Origin of the sequence: Micromonospora sp. NPDC048930 (genome assembly GCF_043197935.1) — a bacterium.
Classification (GTDB): Bacteria; Actinomycetota; Actinomycetes; order Mycobacteriales; family Micromonosporaceae; genus Micromonospora.
Genome location: NZ_JBICUB010000004.1, coordinates 543266 through 560079, shown reverse-complemented (window position 1 = coordinate 560079; position 16814 = coordinate 543266). Strand labels below are relative to the sequence as shown.

At 73.3% G+C, this 16814-nt stretch carries 19 protein-coding genes, 1 tRNA gene and 1 pseudogene; 13 read left to right on the top strand and 8 right to left on the bottom strand.

The window, feature by feature from the left end:
* Window positions 1-89: 89 nt before the first annotated feature.
* The 3 genes and pseudogenes from ACGFI9_RS14675 to xerC form a co-directional block, all read left to right on the top strand.
* Window positions 90-1583: pseudogene (locus ACGFI9_RS14675) on the top strand (replication initiator); the annotation flags it as partial.
* Window positions 1580-1777 carry an excisionase family DNA-binding protein gene (locus tag ACGFI9_RS14670; RefSeq protein ID WP_393178459.1) on the top strand — a complete coding sequence of 66 codons (198 nt, stop codon included), beginning with the start codon at window positions 1580-1582 and terminating at the stop codon, window positions 1775-1777. The pseudogene ACGFI9_RS14675 and the gene ACGFI9_RS14670, both read left to right, overlap by 4 nt.
* Window positions 1777-3033 (top strand): tyrosine recombinase XerC, encoded by a 1257-nt coding sequence (gene xerC / locus ACGFI9_RS14665; protein ID WP_393178458.1) that lies wholly within the window; start codon window positions 1777-1779, stop codon window positions 3031-3033. Before ACGFI9_RS14670 ends, xerC begins: the two co-directional genes overlap by 1 nt.
* 9 nt (window positions 3034-3042) lie before the next feature.
* Here the strand turns inward: xerC and ACGFI9_RS14660 are convergent, their stop codons facing one another.
* From ACGFI9_RS14660 to ACGFI9_RS14650, 3 genes are all read right to left on the bottom strand, one after another.
* Window positions 3043-3345, bottom strand: coding sequence for a DUF4193 domain-containing protein (locus ACGFI9_RS14660; protein WP_393178457.1), 303 nt, complete (start codon window positions 3343-3345; stop codon window positions 3043-3045).
* A gap of 313 nt (window positions 3346-3658) precedes the next feature.
* A tRNA-Val gene (locus ACGFI9_RS14655) sits at window positions 3659-3730 on the bottom strand.
* A gap of 50 nt (window positions 3731-3780) precedes the next feature.
* Window positions 3781-4314 carry a TIGR02611 family protein gene (locus ACGFI9_RS14650; RefSeq protein ID WP_393178456.1) on the bottom strand — a complete coding sequence of 178 codons (534 nt, stop codon included), beginning with the start codon at window positions 4312-4314 and terminating at the stop codon, window positions 3781-3783.
* 272 nt (window positions 4315-4586) lie between these two features.
* On the opposite strand from ACGFI9_RS14650, the gene ACGFI9_RS14645 reads away from it, so the two are divergent.
* Window positions 4587-5018 (top strand): SsgA family sporulation/cell division regulator, encoded by a 432-nt coding sequence (locus tag ACGFI9_RS14645; protein WP_007457244.1) that lies wholly within the window; start codon window positions 4587-4589, stop codon window positions 5016-5018.
* Between the two features lie 75 nt (window positions 5019-5093).
* On the opposite strand, the gene ACGFI9_RS14640 is transcribed toward ACGFI9_RS14645, so the two are convergent.
* Window positions 5094-5873 (bottom strand): SDR family oxidoreductase, encoded by a 780-nt coding sequence (locus tag ACGFI9_RS14640; protein ID WP_393178455.1) that lies wholly within the window; start codon window positions 5871-5873, stop codon window positions 5094-5096.
* Between the two features lie 170 nt (window positions 5874-6043).
* Here ACGFI9_RS14640 and ACGFI9_RS14635 point away from each other — a divergent pair, with 170 nt between their 5' ends.
* From ACGFI9_RS14635 to ACGFI9_RS14620, 4 genes are all read left to right on the top strand, one after another.
* Window positions 6044-6955 (top strand): helix-turn-helix transcriptional regulator, encoded by a 912-nt coding sequence (locus tag ACGFI9_RS14635; protein ID WP_393178454.1) that lies wholly within the window; start codon window positions 6044-6046, stop codon window positions 6953-6955.
* 7 nt (window positions 6956-6962) lie between these two features.
* Window positions 6963-7418, top strand: a complete 456-nt coding sequence (locus tag ACGFI9_RS14630) for an RrF2 family transcriptional regulator (protein WP_393178453.1) — start codon at window positions 6963-6965, stop codon at window positions 7416-7418.
* A 199-nt stretch (window positions 7419-7617) separates the two neighbouring features.
* Entirely contained in the window at window positions 7618-7797 is a 180-nt protein-coding gene (locus tag ACGFI9_RS14625; RefSeq protein ID WP_357327775.1) for a DUF4236 domain-containing protein, read from the top strand.
* Window positions 7798-7905: 108 nt separating this feature from the next.
* The gene (locus ACGFI9_RS14620) at window positions 7906-8430 is read left to right on the top strand and encodes a potassium channel family protein (RefSeq protein WP_393178452.1); all 525 of its coding nucleotides are present in this window, start codon (window positions 7906-7908) and stop codon (window positions 8428-8430) included.
* Here ACGFI9_RS14620 and ACGFI9_RS14615 read toward each other — a convergent pair.
* Together ACGFI9_RS14615 and ACGFI9_RS14610 are read right to left on the bottom strand one after the other, a co-directional pair.
* Window positions 8390-9295, bottom strand: a complete 906-nt coding sequence (locus tag ACGFI9_RS14615; RefSeq protein ID WP_393178451.1) for a hypothetical protein — start codon at window positions 9293-9295, stop codon at window positions 8390-8392. The two genes, ACGFI9_RS14620 and ACGFI9_RS14615, sit on opposite strands and share 41 nt — an antisense overlap.
* Window positions 9296-9328: 33 nt before the next feature.
* Window positions 9329-9850 (bottom strand): VOC family protein, encoded by a 522-nt coding sequence (locus tag ACGFI9_RS14610; protein ID WP_393178450.1) that lies wholly within the window; start codon window positions 9848-9850, stop codon window positions 9329-9331.
* Between the two features lie 50 nt (window positions 9851-9900).
* On the opposite strand from ACGFI9_RS14610, the gene ACGFI9_RS14605 reads away from it, so the two are divergent.
* From ACGFI9_RS14605 to ACGFI9_RS14590, 4 genes are read left to right on the top strand one after another with little or no spacing between them, the layout of a single operon-like run.
* Complete coding sequence (locus tag ACGFI9_RS14605; protein WP_393178449.1) at window positions 9901-10362, top strand: MarR family winged helix-turn-helix transcriptional regulator; 462 nt, start codon at window positions 9901-9903, stop codon at window positions 10360-10362.
* A 57-nt stretch (window positions 10363-10419) separates the two neighbouring features.
* The gene (locus ACGFI9_RS14600; protein ID WP_393178448.1) at window positions 10420-12000 is read left to right on the top strand and encodes a tetratricopeptide repeat protein; all 1581 of its coding nucleotides are present in this window, start codon (window positions 10420-10422) and stop codon (window positions 11998-12000) included.
* Window positions 12001-12034: 34 nt separating this feature from the next.
* A complete protein-coding gene (locus tag ACGFI9_RS14595; RefSeq protein WP_393178485.1) occupies window positions 12035-12580 on the top strand; it encodes a sigma-70 family RNA polymerase sigma factor in 546 nt (181 codons plus the stop codon).
* Window positions 12577-13149, top strand: coding sequence for a hypothetical protein (locus tag ACGFI9_RS14590; RefSeq protein ID WP_393178447.1), 573 nt, complete (start codon window positions 12577-12579; stop codon window positions 13147-13149). Before ACGFI9_RS14595 ends, ACGFI9_RS14590 begins: the two co-directional genes overlap by 4 nt.
* 108 nt (window positions 13150-13257) lie before the next feature.
* Here ACGFI9_RS14590 and ACGFI9_RS14585 read toward each other — a convergent pair whose 3' ends face one another.
* A complete protein-coding gene (locus ACGFI9_RS14585; protein ID WP_393178484.1) occupies window positions 13258-14655 on the bottom strand; it encodes a sensor histidine kinase in 1398 nt (465 codons plus the stop codon).
* A 47-nt stretch (window positions 14656-14702) separates the two neighbouring features.
* Window positions 14703-15359 carry a response regulator transcription factor gene (locus tag ACGFI9_RS14580; RefSeq protein ID WP_393178446.1) on the bottom strand — a complete coding sequence of 219 codons (657 nt, stop codon included), beginning with the start codon at window positions 15357-15359 and terminating at the stop codon, window positions 14703-14705.
* A gap of 95 nt (window positions 15360-15454) precedes the next feature.
* On the opposite strand from ACGFI9_RS14580, the gene ACGFI9_RS14575 reads away from it, so the two are divergent.
* Window positions 15455-16615: an outer membrane lipoprotein carrier protein LolA gene (locus tag ACGFI9_RS14575; RefSeq protein ID WP_393178445.1), complete on the top strand. Its 1161-nt coding sequence runs from the start codon at window positions 15455-15457 to the stop codon at window positions 16613-16615.
* The last annotated feature ends 199 nt before the right edge of the window (window positions 16616-16814 follow it).

Here is a 16814-nt window from a genome sequence, read left to right as displayed (position 1 = left end):
CCACCGCCTGCCGAGTCTGACCGCCCTGCTCGCTACAGCCGGCTTCAAGGTGCACCACGCGCGCCAGACTTGGTCCAGCAGGACCTGGCTCGCCGGATTTCTCAGGCTGGCTGGAACACACCCGCCCCGCCAGCGGCTGCGCCCGCCCGATCCGACTCACCGGCACGCTCGCCGCCGTCGACCCCGACACCGGCCGGATCGTGAGCGAGCAGCACACCGACGAGCTGCCCGACCGGGCGCTCTACAAGGCGTGCGGCAACCGCCGCGAATCGCAGTGCCCGGGCTGCGCCTGGGTCTACGCCGGTGACGCCTACCAGGTCGTGCGCTGCGGCCTGACCGGCGGCAAGGGCGTACCCGCCTCCGTCGGCCGGCACCCGGTCGTCTTCGCCACCTTCACGGCACCCTCGTTCGGCGCGGTCCACCACCGGCACGTCCGCCGCCACAGCTGCTCGACCCGGCAGCGCTGCGACTGCCGCCTGGACCCCTGCCACGCCCGTCGCACGGCCGGCACCTGTCCGCATGGGCAGCCCGCGGTGTGCTTCGCCCGCCACGACGCCGATGATCCGCGGCTCGGGCAGCCGTTGTGCCTGGACTGCTACGACCACCACCACCAGGTCGTCTGGAACCACTTCTCCGGCGAGCTGTGGCGGCGCACCGAGCAGGCCATCGAACGCCACCTCGCCGCCCTCTGCCGCCGACGCGGCATCTCGCTCGTTCGGGTCGTCACAGCCTCGGGCAAGGTCCGCTGGGTGCCGTCCGTGCGCGTGTCGCACGGCAAGGTCGCCGAGATGCAGCGCCGAGCAGCAGTCCACTTCCACGTCCTGCTGCGCCTCGACGGCGTCGAACCCGACAACGCGGACGCGATCGTGCCCCCGCCGACGGGCGTCACCATCGACGACCTGGAGGACGCCGTCCACGCCGCCGCCCGCCGGATCAACGTCACCACGCCGCCGCATCCCGACCGGCCCGAAGGCTGGGTGATCGCCTGGGGCGAGCAGGTCGACGCTCGGCGAATCAACAGCGCCAGCGGCGAACTGACGGACAGCAAGGTAGCCGCCTACCTGGCCAAGTACGCCACCAAGTCGACCGAGGCCACGGGCCACCGCTCCACCCGACTCACAGCCGACACGATCGGCGACTACGCCGACCCGGAAGGCGACCACCTCGCACGCCTCATCGACGCCTGCTGGCGGCTCGGCCGCCCCGCCCACAACGCCACGGGCCCGGGCGCCGCGACGAGCGGGGATCGTCAAGGCGACCTTGACGGCAAACCGAACCCCTACGTCGGGCTGCGCCGCTGGGCACACATGCTCGGCTTCGGCGGCCACTTCCTCACCAAAGCCCGCCGCTACTCCGTCACCTTCGGCCTGCTCCGCGACACCCGCGGCACCTACCGCCGCACAGAAGACGACGACACCACCGACAGCATCACCGTCGCCACCCTCACTTACATCGGGGCCGGCTGGCTTAACGATGGTGACGCTCTCCTCGCCAACACCGCCGCCCGACAGGGGCGGGAGAGCAGACGCATCGGCCGGGAAGAACTCGCCCACGAAGCCTGGCTCACCGGAGCCGCCGCATGAGCCATCACCTCACCCCGCGCTGGTACTCCCCCGCCGAGGTCGCCGTCCTGCTCGGCTTCGGCATCTCCAAGGTCAAGATGAAGATCGCCACCGGCGAGCTGCGCTCCATCAAGGACGGCAAGTACCGCCGCATCCTCCCCGAATGGGTCGACGACTACATCCGCGAGCAGGTCGAACGCCAGGAGGCCGCCTGATGCCCGCACGCGCCCGAGCCAACGGCGAAGGCTCCATCTTCCCCTACCGCAACGGCTTCGCCGCCTACGTCTGGGTCACCAAGCCCAACGGCATGCGCACCCGCAAGTACGTCTACGGCAAGACCCGCGAGGCCGTCCACGACAAGTGGATCAAACTGCACCAGCAGGCGAAGCAGGGACCGGTAGCGACCACCGTCCCGACGGTGGGCAGCTTCCTGACGCGGTGGCTGTCGGAGATCATCGAGCCGAACCGGGCACCGCTGACCTATGCCACCTACGAGACGATCGTCCGCCGCTACATCGCCCCCGGCCTCGGGTCCAAGCGGCTCGACCGGCTTCAGCCGCGGGACGTGCAGACCTGGATCAACCAGGTGGCCCGCACCTGCCAGTGCTGCGCCCAGGGCAAGGACAGCGCCCGCCGGAAGGAGAAGCGCCGCTGCTGCGCCGTCGGTCGGTGCTGCAAAGCCGTCCCGTCGACGCGCACAGTCAGCGACATCCGAGCCGCGCTGCGGGCCGCCCTCACCCACGCCCAGGCCGAGGACCTCATCGCCAAGAACCCGGCCGTGCCGGTCACCCTGGCCACGGTCCGCCGCCGGCGGGGCAAGTCGTGGTCGAGCGACGAGGCCCGCAAGTTCCTCGAATCGGCCCGCGCCGACGAGGACCCGCTCTACGCCGCCTATGCCCTGGTCCTCGTCGTCGGTCTACGCAAGGGCGAGGCCCTGGGACTCACCTGGGAGGACGTCGACCTCGACGCCGGAGAGCTGACCGTTGGGCGCCAACTGCAACGCGTGCGCGGGCAACTCCTCCACCGCGACACCAAGACCCAGTCGTCCGACGCCACGCTCCCCCTGCCCGACATCTGCCTGATCGCACTGAAGTTCAGGAACGAACAGCGCGATGCGGCAAGGTCAGCCGCCGGGACGGCATGGCACGAAACCGACCTCGTATTCACGACCCGCTATGGCACGCCCACCCGGACCCTCTTCCCAAGATCGTCATCGTTCGTCTTTCCGCAGGTGGTGCTATACGGTCAGCAGGTGAGAATCGAGCGTCACTGGTGGAACGGGGACCGGAGTCTGCGGGGGCGCCGCGACGTCTACATCCGCACCGACGGCCAGCGATGGGAAGTAGAGGCACAGACCGGCGGCATCGCAGGCCGGTCGAAGCTACACCCCTGTCCGAGTCGGGCGTCGGCACAGATTCTCGCCGACGCATGGTTGGGTGGTCGCCCGGAGTGGCGGGAACTGGCGCCCTGACAGTGGACGTCAGGAGCACTCCTGGCAGACCTCCCGGCCGTCGGGCTGCGCGGCGAGCTGACTGCGGTGGTGCACCAGGAAGCAGCGCACGCATCGGAACTCGTCCGGCTGCACCGGCACCACCGCCACGGTCAGTTCCTCGCCGGACAGGTCCGCGCCGGGCAACTCGAAGTTCTCGGCAGCCTCAGCCTCGTCGAGGTCGACTCTCGCTGACTGCGCAGCCGCGCCGCGCGCCTTGAGTTCCTCCAAGCTGTCCTCTTCAACCTCAATGGCGGGTCGGCGCGGTGCGTCGTAATCGATGGGCTTGCTCATCGTGATGGCCTCTCCGGCTTTGATGGGTGTCACGACGGTAGACCGCAGGCGTCATGTCGTGGCGCTCAAGACAGCGCTGGAAGGGTAGCTCGCCCTTGGATGCGAGTGCGCACCGTGCCAATACGTGATGCAGCGCCTTGACCCTTGGCTTCGTTGATCAGGTCACGCTGCTCGGCCAAGGTCCTCAGGGTCGTGGACCAGGGCGCCGGCACCTCGGCGAATCACTCGCGCAATGACGGGGCTGCTGCACTTCGCTGCTGTACGGGCAGCAAAAAGGCCACCCCCGTCGATGGGAAGTGGCCTTTGAGCTGTGTGGGCGATACTGGGATCGAACCAGTGACCTCTTCGGTGTGAACGAAGCGCTCTCCCGCTGAGCTAATCGCCCTCAGCGCCGATGACTCTACCTGATCCACTAGCCGGACCAAAAACCGGGTCTCAGTGCGTCGCGAGGTAGTGCAGGAGGCGGGCGACCACGTCGATGCCGAGGCTGTACTTGAGCGACAGCCAGACCACCACGGACACGAAGACCAGCCCGACGGCGCCCAGCAGGAAGCGTACCGGCAGTGATCGGCTGGTCACCCAGCGCGTCCAGGCCTGGACGTTGCGACGGGTGAAGGCGAGCAGCCGGCGGGCCCAGTGGAACTCGACGGCCCAGACGCCGAGGCCGGCGATCACGAGCAGCCAGCCGGGGCCGGGCAGCGGGATGAGGGCGATACCGACAGTGACGATGACGGCACCGAGGATGCCGATGAAGATCTTGAGCGCGACCCGGCCGGTGGGGTTGGCCCGGATCAGTTCGAGGGTGGTGTGCAGCCGCCCCCGCCAACCGCTGCGGCGTCGCTCCAGGAGAGCACCCTGGGAACCGCGTTCGACTGGCACCTCGTACCCCCGCCTTTCGGCTGTTCGGGCCGCTCCTTTCGGTGGGTCGGCCGTGGTCGCGAAGGGTTCCTCAGTGGAGCCGAGGACCATTTCCACCCCCAGTGTCGCCCGGGCCCGTCACCCTCGCTGAGGACTGGACGTTACCGGAGTAAGTCGACGACTGAACCACCCGTTGCCGGGCGGGATCACGGACTGGGCAGACCGGAAATCCTACAAGAATTTTCACATTCTCGGAGGCGTTCCGACCCCCTTCCCACCACTGGGTGAAGTCAGCGTATGGCGGAGCGTAGCCAGGAGTAGCACCTGAGTATGGGAAAAGCGGGACACGCGCGTTCCGCAGCGGTGCCGGGGGGAGAACGTCCATGAGTGTCATCCGACCGACGACCGTAGAGGTCGAGACGTCGCTAAGGCTCGTCGCGCCTGACGCCACCGCCTTGCCGGTGCGTGCCAGTTTGCGTTACGACCCTGCTGACCCGTATGCGGTCCATGTCCTGTTCCACGCCGAATCTGCCGGCGGCGAGGCGGTGAGCTGGTCGTTCGCCCGCGAACTGCTGGTCACCGGGCTCGACGAGCCAGCCGGCATCGGCGACGTCCGGGTGTGGCCCTGGGCCACCCCGCGCGGCGACTTCGTCGCGCTCGCGCTGTCGTCCCCGGACGGCAACGCCCTCTTCGAGGTCCCACGCAGCGTTCTCGTGCGCTTCCTGCGCCGGACCTACGTCGTCGTCCCGCGCGGCCGCGAGGCCGAGCACCTGGACGTCGACACGGCGGTGAACCGGCTGCTCGCCGGCCGCTGACGACACGCACCCCCGGGGCCGCGCGGATCTGCCGAGTCCGCGCGGCCCCGGGCCGTCAGATCAGGGGTACGGGGATCAGCCGTGCGTCGTGATCCCGCCGTCGACCGGGATCACCGCCCCGGTCAGGTACGCCCCGGCCCGCGACGCCAGGTAGATCGCCGTGCCCGCCATGTCCTCCGGACGGCCGATCCGCCCGAGCGGCACCTGCTGCTCGATCGCCGCCCGGGACGCCGGGTCGCCCAGCGCGAAGGCCATCATCTTGCTCTCGAACGGCCCCGGCGCGATCGCGTTCACCGTGATCTGCTCGCCGGCGAGCTGGTGGGCGAGGCTGCGGGTGAGCATGTGCACGGCCGCCTTGGTCGCGGAGTACGCGTACACCTCCATCCACGGCACGCGGAGGCCGTCGATCGACCCGATGTTGATCACGCGGGCCGGGTCGTCGGGGGTGGCTGCCGCGCGCAGCGCCGGCAGCAGCGCGGTGGTGAGCCGGAAGACGGCCTTGACGTTGACCGCCCAGAGCTTGTCGAAGGCGCTCTCCGGGTACGACTCCAGCGGCGCGCCCCAGGTGGCGCCGGCGTTGTTCACCAGCACGTCGAGCCGGTCGCCGGTGCGCTCCCGCACCGCCGCGGCCAGCCCCAGCGCGCCCTCGTCGTGGCCGAGGTCGGCGGGGATGGCCGCGCAGGAACCCTCGGCGGCGAGTTCCCGGGCCACGGTCTCGCAGACGTCGGCCTTCCGCGAGGAGATGATGACCTTCGCGCCGGCCTGCACGAAGCCCCGGGCGATCATCAGCCCGATCCCTCGTGAGCCACCGGTGACCAGGACCGTCTTGCCTTCGACCGAGAACAGCTGCGTCATGCCCATCCCATCGCGAGTCGGCGGTGGTCGCGGGTCGGTCCGGCGGTCCGGCGACCCCGGCGCTACCGATCGGTAACCTAACCGTCCCGGCTCGGGGCCGACAAGGCCCGCCCGGATCGGCGGAAAGTGTCGAGATGCAGGATGCAGCCCCGGCGGTTACCGTCGGGTCGATGGTCACTACCGGACAGCTTCCCCCGGCGAGCCGTACCGACCTGCCTCCCGTCCGACCCGCTGCCGACGAGATCACCACGAGCGCTCTCGCCGAGCTCGCGCCCGAGCCCGGCTGGCGCCGCCCGGTCCTTCTCGACGCCGAGCTGCTGATCCTGGTCACCGGCGGTCACGGCGTCGCCGAGCTGGACTTCCGGGCGCTGCCCTGCCGGCCCGGCACCCTGCTGCGGGTCCGCTCCGGCCAGGCGCTGCGCTGCCTCGGCCCGCACCTGGACGCGACGGTGGTGCGCTGGGCCGCCGGGACGCTGCGCGGGCTGGACGTCGACCCGGACGCGGTGCCGGCGTACCGGCAGCTCGCCGGGGAGGACGAGGACGCGGTGATCAGCGAGGTGACCCAGCTGGCGGTGGACGCCGACCGGCACGCCGGGGTACCGGCCGCCGCGCCGCTGTTGCGCCACCAGCTCGCCGTGCTGCTGCTGCGGCTCAGCCTGCTGCCGGCCAGCGAGGAGTCGACGCCCCGCGCGGAGACGGAGACCTTCCGCCGGCTCTGCCGGGAGGTGGAACGCGGCTACCAGCACACCCGCCGGGTGGAGGACTACGCCGCCCGGCTCGGCTGCTCGGTGCGTACGCTGACCCGCGCGTGCCTGGCGGTGACCGGTCGCAGCGCCAAGCAGGTGATCGACGAGCGGGTGGCGTTGCAGGCCAGCCGGCTGCTCGCCGCCACCGACGAGCCGATCGCCCGGATCGGCCGCCGGCTCGGCTTCCCCGAGCCGACCAACTTCGGTCGCTTCTTCACCCGCGAGGTGGGCGTCAGCCCGGGCGCCTTCCGGGCCGGCCGGGAACGGCCCGTCCCGGTCCGCGTGGTGCGCCCCCGTCCGCCCGCCGACTCCCCCGCCGGGCCCGGGCGGGCATGATGACAGGGTGCAGATCTCCGCGCGCGGCGACTACGCGGTCCGGGCCGCACTGAGCCTGGCCCAGGCGTACCCCCGTCTGCTGTCCACCCAGGCCATCGCCACGGAGCAGGACATGCCCCGCAAGTTCCTGGAGGCCGTGCTGGCGGACCTGCGCCGGGCCGGGCTGGTCCGGGCGCAGCGCGGCGCGGAGGGCGGCTACACGCTGGCCCGGCCGCCGCGCGAGGTCACCGTCGGGCAGATCCTGCGTGCCGTCGACGGCCCGCTGGCCGGGGTACGCGGGATGCGCCCCGAGGAGACCCGGTACGAGGGCGCCGCGGAGAACCTGCCCCGGCTCTGGGTGGCGGTGCGCGCCTCGGTGCGGCGGGTGGTCGACGAGGTGAGCCTGGCCGAGCTGGTCAGCGGCCGCCTCCCCGCGCACGTCCGCAAGCTGACCGCCCTCCCTGACGCCTGGCAGCCCCGCTGACGCCCGACGAGGCCACTGATTCCTGGAAAGAGTGGCCTTCCGCTGCCGGATGACCACTCTTTCCGTGAATCAGCGCGCAAGCAGGGGTGGAGGAGAGGTGCGGAGCACCGTCCAGTGCGGAGCGCGGCGGGTTTCGCGCGGGCTCGGTTCGGGCATGTTCGATGCCGCAGGGACAGGGAGAGACGAGAGGAGTCCGGCGATGGGCATCGTGTTCCGTAAGCGGCAGAAGTTCGGCCCGCTGATCCTCAACTTCACCGAGAACGGCTTCTCCTCGTGGAGCATCAAGATCGGCAAGTGGTCCTGGAACTCCCGGACCCGCGCCCACCGGGTGGACCTGCCGGGGCCGATCTCCTGGAAGCAGGACAAGTCCCGGGCGTGACGTCCCGAGGTCGAGCGGGGTGCCGGTGGCTCACCGGCACCCCGCTCGGCGTCCGGGCGGGTTCGCCGTTCCGCCGACGACGGCTTCGTCCCGGCGGACAATCGCGGCATGGCGAGCGAGTCCTTCCGGCGGGAGCGGCGCCGGGCCGCGGTGGCCGTCGCGTTGCTGCTGGTCGCCTACTTCGCCGTACCGGTCGCGCCGGACCCGAACGGGCTGCGGCTGGCCCTGCGCTCGGCCGGCACCCTGCTCGTGGTGATCGTCGTCGCGTTCCTCGTCACCGGCCAGGTCCGCCGCCAGCTCGCCGTCGAGCAGCCGACCGGTGCGGCGGAGAACCGGGCGCTGGTCCGGCTCGCCGTCGCCCTGATCGCCGGGCTGCTGGTCTTCGCGCTCGCCGACTACGTGGTGGCGAACAGCCGCCCGGACGAGTTCGCCGGCCTGGAGACGCGGATCGACGCCCTCTACTTCGCGCTGGCCACCCTGACCACGGTCGGCTACGGCGACGTGCACGCCCAGGGGCAGATCGCCCGCGTGGTGCTGTGCGCGCAGATGGTGTTCAGCATCGGGGTGGTGGCCACCGGGGCGTCCATCGTGGTCAAGCAGATGACCCAGCGGCCCCGGGCGGGGCGGCGCTGACCACCACGTCACCGCCGAGCCGGCCGTGCTCGGGCTCCCGGGTCACCGCTCCGGAGGCGAGCAGCGAGGTCAGCGCCCGGTTGGCGTCGGCGGCCCGGTAGACCGTCGAGGTGGCCGCGAAGCGGCGCAGCTCGGTGACCGTACGCGGGCCGGAGCGGGTGAGTTCGGCCAGCAGCTCACGACGCAGCGGGCCGGGATCCGGGGCGAGGCTGATGTCGAGCAGCCGCCCCGCCGGATCGGCCGGGTCACGGTAGCGGACCCCGGCGTACTCGTCGACCGCCCAGAGCGCGTCCTTGAGCGCCTCCAGGCCCTTGTCCGAGCCGGTGCCGTAGGCCAGCAGCCGGGCCGGTCCGCCGTCGGCGGGAACCAGCTCCACCTCGGTGACCAACGGGAACCCGGCCGCGGTCAGGGCCGGCCGCACGGGTCCGCCGGGCGCGGTGACCAGCAGCAGCTCGGCCGGGCGACCGCCGGCCACCGCGGCCAGCAGGGCCGGGTCCGGATCAGCGCCGTCGACCACGGCGAGCAGCGGGGCGCCGGCCGCGCCGGCGGCCTTGAGCGCCACCGGCAGCCGGTCCGGGTGGCCGGGCACCACGTGCACGGCCACGTCCGCCGGCAGGGCGGCCTCGGCCGCGCCGAGCCGGGCCGGCAGCTCCGCGCCGCCGGCCAGCACCAGCACGGTCAGCCGCCGGCCGCGCAGCCGGTCGGCGAACTCGGCCACCACCCGGAGCGCGGCCTCCGCGCCGCCGCTGTCGTTCCCCGCGTACGCGAGGGCCAGGGTGGCCCGCCGGGAGCGGTGCAACGCTCCCGGCAGCCAGTGGTCGAGCTGCCGGACGAGCAGCTCGCGCAGGACGGCGTCGGTCGACATGCTGCCGTTCTACCGCATGGAGGCGGCGGCGCGTCAGGCCGGAATCGAGATGCCCACCCCGCCGCGGGTCTGCCCGCCGTAGCGCTGCCGCTCCCGGTCCAGGTCGAGCCGGCCGATCCGCTTGCGGGCGGCGAGGGCGTCGTCGTCGAGCAGGTCGGCGGGGACGATCCAGACGATCTCGAATTCGAGGCCGTCCGGGTCCTGGCCGTAGAGGCTCTTGGTGGTGCCGTGGTCGGAGGCGCCGACCAGGGCGCCGGCGGCGGAGAGCCGCTCGGCGGTGGCGGCCAACTCGTCCAGGGTGTCGAGCTCCCAGGCGAGGTGGTAGAGGCCGACGGTGGCCCGGCCGGCCGGCGACGGGCCGGCGGCGGCACCGATCTCGAAGAGGCCGAGGTCGTGGTCGTTGGTGGAGTCGGGCGCCTGGAGGAAGGCGGCGCCCCGGAACCCGTCCGGCGTCATCGGCACCGGACGGAAGCCGAGCACGTCGCGGTAGAAGGCGACGCTGCGCTCGAGGTTACGGACGTAGAGCACGGCATGGTTGAGCCGGTGGATTCCCATGCCACCGACGGTACCCCGATTTGGTTGAGCGTTCAACAACCTGGGCTATGATGGGCGTCATGACCCGCTGGCTGGACCCCGACGAGCAGCGGACCTGGCGCGCCTTCCTCGCCGCCACCCGGGCCCTGATGGACACGCTCGACCGCGAGCTGCAACGCGACGCGGGGATGCCGCACGCCTACTACGAGATCCTGGTCCGCCTCTCCGAGGCCCCGGAGCGGCGGCTGCGGATGAGCGAGCTGGCCGACTCGACCGGCTCCTCCCGCAGCCGGCTCTCGCACGCCGTCTCCCGCCTCGAGGCCGCCGGCTGGGTCCGCCGGGAGGACTGCCCCACCGACCGGCGGGGCCAGATCGCCGTGCTCACCGACGACGGCTTCGCCACCCTCGCCGCCGCCGCGCCCGGCCACGTCGAGGGGGTCCGCCGGCATCTCTTCGACGCGTTGAGCCCCGCCCAGGTGGACCAGCTCCGGCGGATCAGCGAGACCCTCGCCGACCACCTGACCGGATCCTGACCAAACTGATCCACTGCGGGGGTTGTACTTACCGTCGCCGGATGAGCACGATGGGGCGTGTCCTCCGGCTTCGGTGAACTGACAGTCCAGGCGCACCACCTGGTGTCCGAAGGCGACCTCGCCGGTGCCCAGCGGCTGCTCGCCGACGCGCTGACCGACGCCGACCCGCGTCCCGCCAACGCCTCCCCCGAGCTGGCCGACGCCGCCGGCCTCCAGGCCCGAGTCCTGGTCGCCCTCGGCGAGCCGCACTCCGCGCGCGGCTGGGCCGCCTTCGCGTACGCGGCGGCCACCCGGCTCTACGGCCGCTCCGACGAGCGCACCGTCACCGCCGCCGCCACCCTGGCCGCCGTGCTGCACCGGGTCGGCAGCGACGCCCGCGCCGCCCGGCTCTACTCCGACGTCATCATCGAGCTGACCGCCCGGGACGGGCCGGAGTCGCAGCGGGTGCTCGCCGCCCACGCCGACCTGGCCACCGTGGAGTACGCCCGGGGCCAGTGCGACATCGCCCGGGACCGCCTCCAGGACGCCTGGGAGCTGCACCGCGAGGTGTACGGCGACGGCCACCCGAGCGGCATCAAGATGCTGGCCAAGCTCGGCGCGATGGAACGCGACTGCGGCCGGTACGCCGAGTCCCACGAGCACCTGGCGCTCGCCGAGGAGCTGTGCGCGCAGCACCTGGCCGCCGACGACCCGCTCGCCGCGCAGGTGGCCACGCTGGCCCGGGCCGCCGCCGACCCGGACCACCTCTGCGCCGAGCCCGAGCCGCCGGCCCGCGAGACGCCGGTGGTGCCGGCCGCCCGGGTCCCCCCGGCCGCCGAGGGCCCACCGGAGCCACTGCTCTACCACCCGCCGGACCGCACGACCGAGGAGGCGCCGGAGCCGCTGCTCCACCATCCGCCGGACCGCGCCGCGGAGCCGGCCGAGGCGGCGCATGTGCCGACCCCGCGTACGCCGCCGGACGCCGACGACGAGCCCGATCGGCCGGAGGACGACTGGTGGCCGCCGGAGGAGCGGCCCCTCGACGACTGGGCCGCGGCGGAGAGCGCGCTGCCGCCCACCGTGGTCGGGCTGACCGACGAGGAGCCGGCCGGGGTACGCCGGGTGGCCACCGAACCCGAGCCGCCGTCGCCCTACCTGCCGGTGCACGTACCCCGCCCGCCCGCGCCCGAGGGCCGGGCCACGCCGTGGCTGCCGCTGGTGGTGGCCGGGGTGATCGTGGCCCTGCTGCTCGGCACGATCGCGGTGATCGCCGGAGTGTCCCGGGTGGACCGGTCCCGCGGCACCCCGGCGCCGGCCCGGACCACCGCCGCGCCGCCCAGCGGCAGCCCCACCCCGCCCACCGGCACGCAAGCGGCTCCCGCCGACCCGGGCACCCCGCCCGGTCAGGTGCGGCTCACCGACCGGCGGGACAGCATCGTGCTGAGCTGGACGTACCCGGCCGGCGCGGAAGGCCCGGTGGTCATCGCCGGGGGCCGCTCGCGGGACACCCAGCACACCTTCCAGGAGCTGCCGGCCGGCACGGACAGCTACATCGCGTACGGGCTGAGCCGCACCCAGGACTACTGCTTCACCGTGGCGGTGGTCTGGTCCACCGACACCGTCGCCCGGGCCGCCCCGGTCTGCACCCGCCGCAGCTGATCCGCACCGGGTGCCGGTACCTTGCTCCGTGCGAATGTGGACCGAGGGTAAGTGGCCCGACGGGCTCAGGCGTGTACGGGACGTGGGACGTGAGCAAGCACAGTTCGCAGAGTTCTACCGGGTCCATCGTGCCGCCTGCGTGAAGGCGGTGGTGGCGGGCACCGGCGATCGCCAGGGTGCTGAAGATCTGGTGGCAGAGGCGTTCACCAGGGCCTGGATGTCCTGGCGGAAGGTCAGCCGGCACCCCGCCCCCCAGGCGTGGGTGGTGCGCACCGCCCTGAACCTGAGGGTGTCGGCGTGGCGGCGCCGCCGCCGCGAGGTCGCCCTGGCGGACGGGCACGACGTCGCGGTCGACCCGGACAACGAAGGCGTGGACGCGACGCTGATGGCGGCGCTACGGCGGCTGCCCGACCGGCAGCGCGAGGTGATCGCCTTGCGGGCGTTCCTGGACCTGGACACCAGGACCACCGCTCAGGTGCTCGGCATCGCCGCGGGAACCGTCACCGCTCACCTGTCCCGGGCCGTCGCGGCGCTGCGCGGCCAACTCGTACCCGCCGAGACCCAGGAGGTCAAGCAGTGAGAGACCAAGAGGTGCTGCGTGCCGTGTCGGACGGCCTGTCCGGCCTGGACCTGGACACGCCGGCCGAGGAGATCATCGCCGCGGGCAACGCGCGGCGCCGGCGGCGGTTGGCCGCAGGGACCGTGGCCGGGATGGCACTCGCCGCCGGGCTGGCCGTGGCCGTACCGTTCGCCGGCTCGGGACCCGCCGCACCGCCGACCGCGCAGCGGCCGGCCAGCCTGGCCCCGGTAGACCTGGCCGCCTTCTCCGTGGTCAGCAACCCCAACGGCACGGTGACCCTCACGCTGTCGCTGAAGCAGCTCGCCGAACCGGACGAGGTCCGCGAGGCGCTGTCCGCAGCCGGCGTGCCGGCGGTGGTCAGGGTCGGCTCGGTCTGCTACTCCGTGCCTGCCCCGGGGCACCTGGAGCGGGTCTTCTCCGACCGGATGGAGGGCGGGAAGCTGCTCCTGGTGATCACCCCCTCGGGCATTCCGAAAGGCGCGGTGGTGAACATCGGGTACAAGAACTCCGATGGCCCGGTGCAGTTCGGTCTGGCGTGGAAGAACAAGCTGATCTGCTCCCGCCTGTAGTCATCCCGCACTTCACGTCCATGCCGGTACGCCTTCCGCGGGCCGACGTCGCCAGCAGCGCGGCGTCGGCCCGCGCCGACGCGCCCGGCGACGTCGGCGGCCTCCGCTCTAGTCCACCTCCGGCTCGGCCAGCGCCGGCAGCCGTACGCTCACCCGCAGCCCCGACCCGGGCGCGGCGTCGGCCAACTCGACGGTGCCGCCGGCCCGGCGGACCAACTCGCGCACGATGGCCAGGCCCAGCCCCGCGCCGCCGTCGTCCCGCGCCCGCGCGTCGTCCAGCCGGGTGAAGCGCTCGAAGACCCGCTCCCGGTCGGCCGCCGGGATGCCCGGCCCGTCGTCGGTCACGGTCACCACGTGGTACGCCCGCTCCCCCGGCCCGGCCCGCCGCGGACCCGGCACCGGCCCGCCCGGGTCCGGGCCGGTCACCGCGAGCAGCACCTCGCCGCGGGCGTGCCGGAGCGCGTTCTCCACCAGGTTGATCAGCACCCGGCGCAGCTCGGCGGGGTCGCCCTCGGTCCACACCGGCGTGGACGGCGGCACCAGCCGCAGCGGCGGGGACGGGTAGCGGTCGGCCACCCCGCGCAGCAGCTCACCCAGCTCCACCGGGCCGACGGTACGCAACGGCACGCCCGGGCGGCCCGGCTCCTCGTCCAGGCGGGCCAGCAGCAGCAGGTCGTCGACCAGCCGGCCGAGCCGCTCGGTGTCGGCGAGCAGGTCGTCGGCCAGCGCCGGCCAGTCCGTCGCGTCGCCGAGCCGCCGGGCCACCTCAAGTTCGGTGCGCATGTTGGTCACCGGGCTGCGCAGCTCGTGTGCGGCGTCGGCGACGAACGCCCGCTGCCGCGCCCGGGCGGCGGACAACCGGTCCAGCATGTCGTTGAGGGTGACCGCCAGCCGCTGGATCTCGTCCCGGGCCGCCGGTACGGGCAGCCGCCCCGGCCCGGCCCGGTCGGTGATCTCGGCGGCGCCCCGGCGCAGCGCCTCCACCGGGCGCAGCGTCGCGCCGACCACCCGCCAGGCGACCACGGCCAGGCCGGCGACCAGCAGCGGGAAGCCCACCAGCAGCAGGGTGCGGACCACGTGCAGGCTGTGCCGCACGTCGGTCATCGACTTGGCGACCAGCACGGTGAGCGGGTCGGCCGGGGTGCCCGCCGGCACGGTCACCACCCGTACCGGGCCGGCGAGCCCGACCCGCCGCCCGTCCACCACGAGGCGCTGGCGCTGCCCGGCCTGGAGCTGGTCGGTACGGAGCATCGGCACCAGCCGGTCGGCGTCGATGGAGGCGGCACGGATCCGGCCCTGCCCGTCCACCACCTGCACCCGCAGCTGACCCCCGGCCACCGGCAGCGGGTCGGGCAGGGCGTCGGAGGCGGCGAGCAGCGCCACCGCGTCCGCGGTCCGGAACGCCTCGGCGTCGACCGAGCGTTGCAACGTCCAGCCGAGCGCGCCGAGCAGCAGCGTCCCGCCCAGCGCCAGCCCGACGCACAGCCCGGCCACCCCGATCACCAGCAGCCGGGCCCGCAGGCCGAGGCTCGGCAGCGTCCATCGCGGGCCGGTCATGTGGCGAGCCGGTAGCCGGCGCCGCGGACCGTCTCCAGGCGGTCCCGGCCGATCTTGCGGCGCAGGTAGCCGACGTAGACCTCGACGGCGTTCGGCGCGGTGTCCAGGCTGGCGTCCCAGACGTGGTCCAGCAGCTCGGTCTTGGAGACCACCTGGCCGGCCCGGCGCATCAGGTAGTCGAGCAGCGCGTACTCCCGGGCGGTCAGGGCCACCTCGGCGTCGGCCCGGGTCACCCGCCGCCGCGCCGGATCCAGCCGCAGGTCCCCGACGGCGAGCACGGCCGGGCGTTGCGGCGCGCCCCGGCGCAGCAGCGCCCGGAGCCGGGCCAGCAGCACCACGTACGAGAAGGGCTTGGTGAGGTAGTCGTCGGCCCCGCAGTCCAGCCCGTCGGCCTGGTCGTACTCGCCGTCCTTGGCCGACAGCATGAGCACCGGCAGCCAGTGCTCCTCGGCGCGCAGCCGGCGCACCACCTCGTACCCGGAGAGGCCGGGCAGCATCACGTCGAGGATCATCGCGTCGTACTCGCCGTGCCGGGCGGCGTCCAGGCCGGCCGGGCCGGTCGACTCGACGTCCACCGCGAACCCCTCCGCCTGGAGGCCCCGACGCAGCGCCGCCGCGAGCCGCGACTCGTCCTCCACCACCAGCAACCGCACGGGTCAAGGGTGCCACCCGGTGACACCCCCTAGGGATTCTCCTCAGCGCGCTCACAGCGACCGGGGTGCAGCATTACCGTCAGGAGGTGTCCACCATGTCCGTACTGAAGAACCACGCCGTGCTGCGCTGGCTGGTCCCGGTGACCGCGGGGGTCGCCGTGATCGGCGGCGGCGCGGCCGTCGGCACGTTCGCCGCCACGGCGGACCCGGCCCTGCCACCGCGTACCGCCGCGCAGCTCCTGGAGGACCTGCGCACGTCCCGCCTCGACGGGCTCTCCGGCACCGTGGTGCAGCGCGCCGACCTCGGGCTGCCGCCGATCGCCAACCTGGCCGGGATGGCCGGCGGTGACGAGCTGACCAGCCTGATCAGCGGCACCCACACCCTGCGGGTCTGGTACGCGGGCCCGGACCGGCAGCGGTTGGCCCTGGTCGACACGCTCGGCGAGCGGGACGTGCTGCGCAACGGCCGCGACCTGTGGACCTGGAACAGCCGGGCCAACACCGCGTCGCACCGCACCCTGCCGGCGGACGGTGAGCTGGCCGCGTCCGCGCCGGCCACCCCGGCCGACGCCGCCGACCGGGCGCTCGCCGCAATCGACCCGACCACCGCGGTGACCGTCGGCCGCTCCGGCAGCGTGGCCGGGCGCAGCGTGTACGAGCTGGTGCTCACCCCGCGCGACAAGGACTCCCTGGTGCACCAGGTGCGGATCGCGCTGGACGCGAAGGAGCACGTGCCGCTGCGGTTCGAGGTGCTGGCCGACGGCGCCGACGAGCCGGCCTTCGAGGTGGCCTTCACCCAGGTGGACTTCCGCACCCCCGACGCGGACCAGTTCCGGTTCAACCCGCCGCCGGGCGTGACGGTCACCGAGGAGAAGGCGGACCGGCCCGGCAAGCACCGGCCGGACGCCGACCTGGGCAAGCCGGGGGCGGGCCGGGGCACGGACGCGCCGGACGTGCGTACCGTCGGCACCGGCTGGACCACGGTGCTGGTGGCGAAGCTCGACGCGGCCGGCGGCCTCGACGCGGCCGGCGGCGCAGCCCGGGGCGGGAAGCCGGCCGGACCGGCCGGCGGCACCGAGGCGGCGGGCGCGGACGCGCTCGCCAAGGTGCTCGGCGGGCTGCCGCAGGTGAGCGGTGACTGGGGCAGCGGCAGGCTGCTGACCTCGAAGCTGTTCAGCGTGCTGCTCACCGACGACGGGCGGGTGCTGGTCGGGCTGGTCACCCCGGAGCGGCTCTACCAGGTGGCCAAGGGCTGAGCTGAGGAAGCGGGACCCGGCGGGGGTCCGGTCGGCGGGTGCCGGCCGGGCCCCCGCTTGCGGTTGACGGGGTTTGGCGGCGCGGCGGTGTGACGTGGTCGCGGGCGGCCGGGCGAGCTTGGTCCGGCGGTGGGCCACGCGGTATCTTTCTCAGTTCAAACACAAAAAGGAATGGCATTTAAAGGCCATTCCTGCGCTT